Origin of the sequence: Rodentibacter genomosp. 1, from assembly GCF_001999285.1 — a bacterium.
Taxonomy (GTDB): Bacteria; Pseudomonadota; Gammaproteobacteria; order Enterobacterales; family Pasteurellaceae; genus Rodentibacter.
Genome location: NZ_MLHN01000017.1, coordinates 1 through 8,939 on the forward strand (window position 1 = coordinate 1; position 8,939 = coordinate 8,939).

At 40.1% G+C, this 8,939-nt stretch carries 16 protein-coding genes, 1 tRNA gene and 1 pseudogene; 16 read left to right on the plus strand and 2 right to left on the minus strand.

The features are described from left to right. The 11 genes and pseudogenes from BKK54_RS09255 to BKK54_RS09300 form a co-directional block, all read left to right on the plus strand. Window positions 1-474 (plus strand): annotated as a pseudogene (locus BKK54_RS09255) (replication protein); the annotation flags it as partial. Further along, window positions 474-1,844, plus strand: coding sequence for a replicative DNA helicase (locus BKK54_RS09260; RefSeq protein ID WP_077542800.1), 1,371 nt, complete (start codon window positions 474-476; stop codon window positions 1,842-1,844). The pseudogene BKK54_RS09255 and the gene BKK54_RS09260, both read left to right, overlap by 1 nt. After that, entirely contained in the window at window positions 1,841-2,386 is a 546-nt protein-coding gene (locus BKK54_RS09265; RefSeq protein ID WP_077542801.1) for a DNA N-6-adenine-methyltransferase, read from the plus strand. The genes BKK54_RS09260 and BKK54_RS09265 overlap by 4 nt, the downstream gene beginning before the upstream one ends. Continuing rightward, window positions 2,376-2,882: a DUF1367 family protein gene (locus BKK54_RS09270; RefSeq protein WP_077542802.1), complete on the plus strand. Its 507-nt coding sequence runs from the start codon at window positions 2,376-2,378 to the stop codon at window positions 2,880-2,882. Before BKK54_RS09265 ends, BKK54_RS09270 begins: the two co-directional genes overlap by 11 nt. Window positions 2,883-2,891: 9 nt before the next feature. Continuing rightward, window positions 2,892-3,176 (plus strand): DUF1364 domain-containing protein, encoded by a 285-nt coding sequence (locus BKK54_RS09275; RefSeq protein ID WP_077542803.1) that lies wholly within the window; start codon window positions 2,892-2,894, stop codon window positions 3,174-3,176. Further along, the gene (locus BKK54_RS09280; protein ID WP_077542804.1) at window positions 3,173-3,532 is read left to right on the plus strand and encodes a RusA family crossover junction endodeoxyribonuclease; all 360 of its coding nucleotides are present in this window, start codon (window positions 3,173-3,175) and stop codon (window positions 3,530-3,532) included. The genes BKK54_RS09275 and BKK54_RS09280 overlap by 4 nt, the downstream gene beginning before the upstream one ends. Continuing rightward, a complete protein-coding gene (locus BKK54_RS09285) occupies window positions 3,529-3,894 on the plus strand; it encodes an antiterminator Q family protein (RefSeq protein ID WP_077542805.1) in 366 nt (121 codons plus the stop codon). The genes BKK54_RS09280 and BKK54_RS09285 overlap by 4 nt, the downstream gene beginning before the upstream one ends. A gap of 119 nt (window positions 3,895-4,013) precedes the next feature. Further along, entirely contained in the window at window positions 4,014-4,541 is a 528-nt protein-coding gene (locus BKK54_RS09290; protein ID WP_077542806.1) for a hypothetical protein, read from the plus strand. Between the two features lie 308 nt (window positions 4,542-4,849). Further along, window positions 4,850-5,725, plus strand: a complete 876-nt coding sequence (locus BKK54_RS12220; RefSeq protein WP_158074627.1) for a KilA-N domain-containing protein — start codon at window positions 4,850-4,852, stop codon at window positions 5,723-5,725. Window positions 5,726-5,810: 85 nt separating this feature from the next. Then, a complete protein-coding gene (locus BKK54_RS12180; RefSeq protein WP_279626089.1) occupies window positions 5,811-5,945 on the plus strand; it encodes a hypothetical protein in 135 nt (44 codons plus the stop codon). A gap of 142 nt (window positions 5,946-6,087) precedes the next feature. Next, a tRNA-Arg gene (locus tag BKK54_RS09300) sits at window positions 6,088-6,163 on the plus strand. Window positions 6,164-6,207: 44 nt separating this feature from the next. On the opposite strand, the gene BKK54_RS09305 is transcribed toward BKK54_RS09300, so the two are convergent. Then, window positions 6,208-6,639 carry a hypothetical protein gene (locus BKK54_RS09305; RefSeq protein ID WP_244153131.1) on the minus strand — a complete coding sequence of 144 codons (432 nt, stop codon included), beginning with the start codon at window positions 6,637-6,639 and terminating at the stop codon, window positions 6,208-6,210. A 100-nt stretch (window positions 6,640-6,739) separates the two neighbouring features. Between BKK54_RS09305 and BKK54_RS09310 the strand changes: the two genes are divergently transcribed. Further along, window positions 6,740-6,973: a hypothetical protein gene (locus BKK54_RS09310; protein ID WP_077542807.1), complete on the plus strand. Its 234-nt coding sequence runs from the start codon at window positions 6,740-6,742 to the stop codon at window positions 6,971-6,973. Here BKK54_RS09310 and BKK54_RS09315 read toward each other — a convergent pair. Continuing rightward, a complete protein-coding gene (locus BKK54_RS09315; RefSeq protein WP_077542808.1) occupies window positions 6,963-7,427 on the minus strand; it encodes a hypothetical protein in 465 nt (154 codons plus the stop codon). The two genes, BKK54_RS09310 and BKK54_RS09315, sit on opposite strands and share 11 nt — an antisense overlap. Before the next feature lie 104 nt (window positions 7,428-7,531). Between BKK54_RS09315 and BKK54_RS09320 the strand changes: the two genes are divergently transcribed. The 4 genes from BKK54_RS09320 to lysC all read left to right on the plus strand — a co-directional run. Further along, window positions 7,532-7,777, plus strand: coding sequence for a hypothetical protein (locus tag BKK54_RS09320; protein WP_077477512.1), 246 nt, complete (start codon window positions 7,532-7,534; stop codon window positions 7,775-7,777). Next, window positions 7,770-8,312 (plus strand): lysozyme, encoded by a 543-nt coding sequence (locus BKK54_RS09325; protein WP_077542809.1) that lies wholly within the window; start codon window positions 7,770-7,772, stop codon window positions 8,310-8,312. Before BKK54_RS09320 ends, BKK54_RS09325 begins: the two co-directional genes overlap by 8 nt. Window positions 8,313-8,424: 112 nt before the next feature. Then, entirely contained in the window at window positions 8,425-8,772 is a 348-nt protein-coding gene (locus tag BKK54_RS09330; RefSeq protein WP_077542810.1) for a DUF2570 family protein, read from the plus strand. Beyond that, on the plus strand, window positions 8,732-8,939 hold a 208-nt coding region (lysC, locus tag BKK54_RS12280; RefSeq protein ID WP_143541452.1), incomplete at its 3' end, for an Rz1-like lysis system protein LysC. The genes BKK54_RS09330 and lysC, both read left to right, overlap by 41 nt.

Here is an 8,939-nt window from a genome sequence, read left to right on the forward strand (position 1 = left end):
CAGTCAAATTGTCATTTCGTTATTGATCAAGAGAATACATACACTAGATTACATACAAATAAAACCCCTTTATCCCCTTGCGGGGAATCGGCTAACGCCGACCCTGTGGATGAAATGGATTCGCAAAACGAATTTACTACGCCTGAAGAAAAAACAAAATCCGATTTGGTTGATTATGCCGGTATAGCGAAAGCCTACAACCAAGCGGTTGAGGAATCCCAAACGCATTTATCGTTTGTGGCTAACCCTAATGCGCTCAGCGATAAACGCAAACGAGCTGTGAAAAAATTATCCACGGTGTTTAAAAAACGATTTGGTGATGGGAGTGCATCGGCAATTGGGGAATATTTTGCCGATTTCCTGAAGCAAGCCCCGCCGTTTTACTTTGGTGAAAATGACCGTGGCTGGAAAGCCGATTTTGAATATTTACTGCGTGAAAGCACGTTAGACAAAGTTTTGGAAGGGAACCTGTAATGCAAAATATCAATTACGATTTGGAATATAGCCTTGTTGGGGCATTACTGAGTGGCGGACTATCACCACAAGCCCGAGAAGTGATGAGTTGGCTTGAACCGGAAATGTTTGAGACATTTCAGCTTGGCGCACTTTACGGCAACATTCGCAAACAAGCCCGCAAAGATGATTTGATTGATATTTTAATGCTTTCACAAGACTACAGCGAAAACTTTGCAAACTTGGTGGAAATGGCAAATCGAATCGTTTACAGCGGAAATCTCTCGGGGTATGCGAAAAAAGTTCACGCTGCTTGGATTAACCGCTCGGCACAACAGACCATGCTCAAAATGGCAAGCGAATTAGCCAATGCCCGTGAAGAAAAAGTGAACGAGATTACTCAATGCGCACTTAATCAAATTCAAAAACTCTTGGTAAGTAAAACTGAGATTAAGCCGGTGGCGATGGGCGAATTGATGGATTCTTACGTGGACGTGCTTGAAAAACGTTCTAAAAGCGATTTCAAAGAGCGGTTACTTTTCACCGGCATTGAGGGGGTGGATAACGTACTTGGCGGAATTAATTCCACTGACATCGTTGTGGTGGCAGGTCGCCCCGGTACCGGCAAAACCGAGTTCAGCTTAACGCTTACCCGTAACATTGCAAAAAACAAAGGCTCTGTGTTGTTTTTCAGCCTTGAAATGGGAAATTTTCAGCTTGTCGATCGCTTGTTAAGTGCAATTGGTCAAGTGGGTGTGAAGAAATTACGCAACCCACAAGAACTTGATGAATTGGATTATAGCCGCTTAACCCACGCTATCACGGAAGTGCGTAACCAACAGGTTTATTTTGTCGATCGTGGTGGGCTTTCTGCCGATGAAATTTGTGCAATTTCAGAAAATCATTTAAGCGAAGTCGGCAGCCTGTCCGCTATCGTGATTGATTACTTGGGATTAATCGACCACAAGCAAGAACGTGGAACGAACCTCTCTCAAGCCATCGCCAACACGATGAATAAGCTCAAAACCTTCACCAAAAATTTCAACATTCCGATTATCTTGCTTTGCCAACTTAACCGTGATGTGGATAGCCGTGCGGTAAAACGCCCAACGAATTCAGATTTGCGTGATTCCGGTGCGATTGAACAGGACGCAAGCCAAATCATTATGCTTTACCGTGAAGGTGCGTACAAAGCGGACACAGACAATCCTTATTCCGAAGCCATTATCACGAAAAACCGTTTCGGCGAATTGGGAACGGCCTATATGCGATTTGAGAAAGGGCATTTTGTGGATTGCGACCAAGCCCAAGCCTATCAATTCATCAATGAAAAACCACAACAGCCGAAACCCTACGCATCGAAATCCTATGGCAAAGGAGCGATGCAATGACCGAATTTAACAAAGACCACTACCGTACGCCACGTTATATTTTCCGTTGGTTAGAACATCGTTTTTATTGGTTTCATTTAGATGGTTGCGCTAATAAGGCACACGCATTACGCCCACGTTGGATAGGATCGGGTAGCAAAATTTGTGAGGATTTTTTATCGGATGATTTACTGGAGCGTTTACTGGATGAAGTGGTTGAACAGGCGGATATGTTACGCATTTTCATCAATCCGCCTTACAGCGACCCTTTGCCCTTTGTAAAACGTGCGGCGGAACTTAAAGAGGCAGGTTATCTCGTGGTGATGTTGTTACCGGCAGATAAAATCACCAAGTGGTACAAGGTGATTCAGGATAATGCCACGGAAGTTATCGATATTATCGGTGGTCGAATTAATTTCCTTCATCCAGTTACCGGTGAAGAAGTCAAAGGCAACAACAAAGGCTCAATGGTGGCAGTGTTCGATCCGTTTATGCAGGGCTTTGTAACACGTCAGGTTGAATTAGATTTTGTGAAAAAGTGCGGTGGGTATTATGGCTCATAGTGTAGATGACATCGTAAAAGCGCACGGAAAACGTTATAAGGCAAGACTTCGCATTCAGGTGATTAAACTTGCCGGCGGACTACTTAGCCCGCTAAACGATATGGAAGCAGAGGCTCTTAATTCACTGAAAACAGGTGAACAGTATGAGATAGAAGTGATTCGTACCCGCAACCCAGCTTTTCATCGCAAAGTCTTTGCCTTCTTCAATTTCTGTTTTGAGCATTGGGCCGCAGATAAAACCGAATGGAAATACTTTGATGAGCGTAAACAATTTGACACGTTTCGCAAGCATTTAACTGTACTGGCAGGGTTTTATGAAACTACTTACAACATAAAAGGTGATGTACGGATTGAGGCACAATCTTTGAGCTACGGCAACATGGAACAAGACGAATTTGAAAAGTGTTACTCCGCATTAATCAATGCAGCACTCAAAAATATTTTCGGTAATACCACCGATGAAAATGTGATTAATCAGCTTTATGCGTTTTTTTAGGGATAGAAAATGAAAAAAATAGATTATCGCAAAGAAGCCAAAGGACGTGAATGTCAGGTGCGGTTGCCGGGGATTTGCAATTTTAATCCGGAAACAACCGTGCTTGCTCATTATCGGTTGCATAGTGGTGTTGCATTAAAGCCTGACGACATACAAGGGGCGTGGGCGTGTTCGGCTTGTCACGATGAATGCGACCGCAGAACACGTAAAATGGATACTGAGTATGTCCGCTTGGCTCACGCAGAAGGGGTTATGCGTACACAAGCCATTTTACGCAGGGAAGGGAAACTATGACCGCACTGACTCTTGAACTACCTTACCCGCCGTCCGTTAATCACTATTGGCGACATACTAGACGTGGTGTGCATTATATTTCAGATGAAGGGAAGAAATATCGGGATAAAGTCTTTTTAACTTGTATGGGCTATTTACCCTTTAAAAAACCGGTGTCGATTTCTGTTGAGGTGTATTTCCCCGATAAACGAAAACGAGATTTAGATAACTTGGGAAAGGTGCTATTAGACAGCTTGGTTCAAGCCAAAATTATTGAAGACGACTGTTGGCAAAGCGTACCGGAATTAAAGTGGAAAGCGATGGGGGTCGAAAAGTGCGGTCGAATTGTGGTGAGATTTGAGGAGTTGGAACAATGAATATCGATAGAGTAGCAGTGCAATGGGGTTATTGGGCTACACCCCGTTATGGCACGGAATTCCCTCGTGTGTCAGCCGGATTTGCTCAAGTTAAACCTAACGCCGAATATGCCTATAAACCGCATTTAGATCCGATTTCTGACGAGTTGGGAATGCAGATTAACGAATGTATGTTGATTATGTATAAAGTGAATCCTGAACTTTATGATGTGTTTATGCTGACGTATGTCAATCGGTGGGAAGTTAACGATATTCATCGTTGTCTTAATATTTCTAGGGCTGAGTATTTTAATCGCCTAAAAACAGCGAAAACATCACTAAAATTAATGCTGCATACAGGAAAAGCGGTGTTTTCTGCTTAAAATTCACTCAAAAGGCTCAAGATATTGAGCTTTTTTCCTATGTTGTGATCTAGATCTCGGAAAAAGTAAAATCAACTTTATAAAATGCGGTTTCTTTTTACTTGCATGGAGATTTAAAAATGAAAAAATTGTTATTAACTGGATTGGCTTGTGCATTGTTGAGTGGGTGTGCTGTTTATGAACAAAATAAACAAGAAATTGAAAAACCTAGATTTGATAGCACAGTAGATAGATTTACTGGAGCGAAAAAGGCATCTTGGATGAAAATGTATTATGGAGATCATTATCAAAAAAATCTACCTTTCGACAAGCTGTTTGCAGTTTCTGAAGTAAAAAAAGAAAAAACAAATTTAAATATGATTTCGATTTCAAGAGAATTTACTGATTGGAACTACTTAAAATGTCATAATACAGCTTGGTTAGTTGATGGAAAACCAATAAAGCCTATTACGAATAAAATGAATCCTAAGACTTTAATTCATCCAGTAAGGGTAAAAGAAGAAATTGATGTTCTTTTTTCAAATGCTGATATGAAAAAATTCAGTAAAGCCAAAAAAGTTGAGTATAAAGTATGTAATGATGAATTCATTCTTACAGAAGAAGAATTGAGTGGTCTAAAACAAGTTATTAATGAAATTTATAAATAATGATATAAAGCCCTATTGCAATCAATAGGGCTTTTTTGTATTATCCCATCCAAGGTGTCAGAACCTTATGAAAAGCGGTAATCCGCAACCGAAATCCTTTGCGGTTTTTTTGTAGCTAAAATTTGTGATCTCTTTTCTCTTTCCCACAATTTTTTGTACAAAAAGGTAATTTACAATCTATGATCGAGTGGGTGGCTAATACAATACCTTCGGGGAATATGCCCAGCCGACTTTTCACGGTTTCTGAACCACTCGATCGCCCTATGTCAGAATAGGGATCAAATTCAGAAATATGAAAAGGACAAACTATGTCAAACTTAACCATCCTTAACACTGCAATTCGTTCCTACGAAAATCTTTATTCATTAAACGATCTCCATAAAATCACGGGTTCAGAAAAGAAACATCAGCCCTCTTTATTTCTACGTTTAGAAACCACCAAAGATTTATTGAATGAAATTGATGGAACTCACGATCTACAGATCAGTAGATCGGTCAAAATCATTCGTGGTAGAAGCATTCAAGGCACATACGCCTGTAAAGAACTCGTTATCGCTTACGCTGCATGGATAAGCCCTGCTTTTCACCTTGTCGTCCTCAGAGCGTTCTTAAATCAGATTGAGCCACCGAAACAACTCGCTTTGCCAAATGACACGATCACCCCTGCTGAACAACAGCAAATTCAGAAAGTCGTGCAAGTCGCCCATCACAGAACAGGGTTAAACTACGCAGAAATTTACACTCAACTCAAAAACCAGTTCCAAATAGCGAAGTACGATCAACTGCCACGTTCGCAATTGTCGGAGGCAATAGATTTTCTTAATCACGTTAAGAGCGACAACCCAACACCCGTTGCAGGGAAAATAGACTGGCTCAACCTGTATTCATTGGTTACTTTCTTGCATAAGTGGGCAATGTTTACTCAAGATTTGCCACATATTTACCACCACTTAAAACGTCATCAAGAAAGTGAAGCACTAGCTGAAATCATCAATAATCACTTTAGCAACATTCGGGAAAACTCAAGGCTATTTGATAATTCGGTGCTAGCCCTTGGCGAAATCACACAACATTGCTCATTACCGCCTGAACAGAAAGGCTTATTGCTGAACCTGTTGCAAGCGTTACTAGAACCAAAGCAATCAAAGCAAATTAACCCAATATTTGCCCTTAACCCATTCTAAATTACCGGAAAAACCGACCGCACTTTTCCCCGTGAAAATCGTGTGGCGGTTTCTTGCACCCAAAATTCAGCAAAAGGAACAGAAAATGAGCATTAGAAAGGTAAAAATTACACTGGTGGCATTGGTATTTATCAGCTTAGCGTGGCACTTTGATTTAGGTAGCGACTACGACGGACAGATTATTCCACCACATTCACAAAAAACTAACCAAACTTTGTAAAAAATACTTGTAAAGTCTAGACTGAAAGTATATGATTCTAAGTACAGTGCGGTTTTAGCACGTTGCGAACGCACGAATGAATTTTAGTAGCCCTGATTTAGAAATAGTCAGGGCTTTTTATTAGGTAGTAACCTATAAAATTACTCTGTTAGCTCAACAGGATAGAGCAATGACCTCCTAAGTCATCGATACCGGTTCGATTCCGGTACAGAGTGCCATAAGAGTAACAGTCCTAAGCAGAAATGCTTGGGGCTTTTTAGCATTAATATTTATTTCGTAGATTTTTAGATTTATACATAAAACTGAGTTTCTTATATTTATTTTTTCGTGTGGGTTTAGCCAATAATTCTAATTGCTTGATAACAACTGAAAAGAATGCCAATCCAAGCGCGTTACATAGTACTTTAATCCATAGAGAAGTTTCTTCTGATACTTTACCAACCACAAGGCTAATATCTTCATAGCTGAGTCCACCTATCGTGATAAGTAGACCTGACCCAGCTAGTGCTATGATATAAAAGAAAGTATCATCTTTTTGTTTCAATATTTTTTTGCAAGTTAGGGCAGTGGGAGCTGCTAAAATGCAAAAAATAAAGAACCAAGGATGCCCTAAAGTAATCATTAACGATAAATAAATTACACTCAAAATTAAGAAAATAAGATTCTTATAGTCTTCTTTTATGAAGAAAAACATTTCAACCTCTGCTAACTTATTTGTTGGGGGACAATATATTAGCAGAATTTTTAACCAAGCTCAGTCTTAACGGACTGGGCTTTTTTGTTGGTGGTGGAAAATGGAAATCACATTAGGCGATAAAATCAAAATTAACGGTGAAGAAGTACCGGAGTATTTGCTCAAGGCACTTTATGAGCATTTTAAATTACGCTATCCGGTAGTACCGACCGGCTACATCAATTGCGCCTCAATAGAGGTTGATAAATTTCAATTAAATGGCTCTCAGATTAAAGGCGCATCTATTAAAACGTCACGTTCTAGCATTCCACCTGAACAGTATATTACTCGTTAATCTCGTATTGATCTTCTAGCTCATTATATCTGACTAGGGGATACATACTACATACAACTTTCTTTACCAAAATTTCATCAGATATATTCATATAACAATGAGCTAATTCCTCTAAATACATTGCAATTTGCATTCTGGAATCGCACTGTTTAGATATGTCTAAGTTAAAGAAAATACAGTTGTTATAGTAGATGTGTATTGCTGGTGGATTTATATGGTATTGGAAAACAAAATCATATGAAAAAGCAGTACCTTGATTGCCTAAATTAAAAAATAACTCAGCTTTCTTGTTGATATTGGCAAACTTACAAAATAGATTGATTGCTTCAACAAGTAGTTGGAATGGTTGTTGTAAGTCTGATGTAACGGAATCAAGACGTAAATCGAAGAAATATCTAAACTCTTCAGAGATCATATCTGATATTTGCTTTTTGGTTATAACACTATTAGTCATTTTAAACCTCTGTTATTTTATTGTGTGGAAACTTTATCTTAACAGAACTTATAGCTCACCGTAAAAGGTGGGCTTTTTTATTGCCTCAACAAAGGAGGCGGAGTATGAAAATGTTTAAAGACCCGGGAAACCAAAGTTATTTCTGGTCTAGCTTTTCCGGTTTACTTGCTTGGTTAAGCGACCAGCAAAATCTAATGTTGATCAGTCTTGCTATCGGTATTGTGACGGCATTAGTTAATCTTTATTCAAAATGTTCTGAAGGGCGGGCAAGAGAACGGGCCGAGGAGCGGGAAGAAGAAATCCATGCACTTAAAGTGCAGCAACTCAAGCGAGGATTAAGAGATGAGTAGATTAAAAATTGCCGGTACGGTTGGTGGTGTAGTGGTATGTAGTGTCGCAGCCATTATTGGCATCGTGCAGACAGATCATCCTGATTTACGGATTAGTGAAAAGGGAATGGAGATTATCGGTAATGCGGAAGGTTGTCGCCGAGACCCTTATCAATGTCCGGCAGATGTTTTGACGGTTGGGATTGGTTCAACAGAGGTAAGCGGTGGATCTATCAATCCCAATAAACGTTACACGGATAAAGAGATTGCTGACCGCTGGGCGAATGACTTACGCATAGCAGAACGTTGCGTGAATCTATATGGCAATGGTAGAAATCTACCGCAAGGCACATTTGATGCCATGACTTCCATCGTATTTAACGTGGGTTGTGGTGCAATGCGTAAATCTACAATGTTCCGCAAGGCTAACGCAGGTGATTATATCGGGGCGTGTAATGAATTACCGAAGTGGGTTTATGCCGGCGGTAAGAAATTACGTGGGTTGGAAATTAGACGAGATAAAGAACGGCAGTTATGCCTAATGGAGTTGAAATGAGATATTTGCCTAGTACCTGTTTATTTATTGCAGCAGGTTTTCTTGCTTTTCATGGCATTACCGGTTGGGGTTGGTTTCTCTTTTTAGGATTGCTCACATTTTAGGGGTTGAAATGCTAAATATCTTTACGAGATTTGAAAGTGCGATAAAACTGACCGCACTTTTTCTTATTTTGGGTTTGTGTTTTTGGTTACGGGTTCAGCATAACACCATTCTTGAACTAAGAGCCGAAAACCAAACGCAAGCCCAAACCATCGCAAAGCAAAGTGCGGTCATTTCTCAGCTCAAGTTAGAGGCTGAAGAAAACCAACGTCTAACACTTGAGTTATCAAAGCAAGAAACTGAATCAAGGAATAAAGCCAATGAAGTTATTAAATCTATCTCTACGCAAGAGAAAAGCAGTGATGCCTATAACAGCAATGCTCCTCGCTCTGTTATCGACTTCTTGCGCCAAGAATGAGCCAATTACAGCGGCTTGCCCTGTATTGCCGGTGGCGTTTATTTCTCACTTAGACAAGACCTCATTCAGTGGTAGCACCTATGGTGACGTAACACAGTATGCTGTCATTCTCAAACGTGAGCGTGATGTATGTCTTAATCGAATTGATAAGATTCGGGAATGGCGAG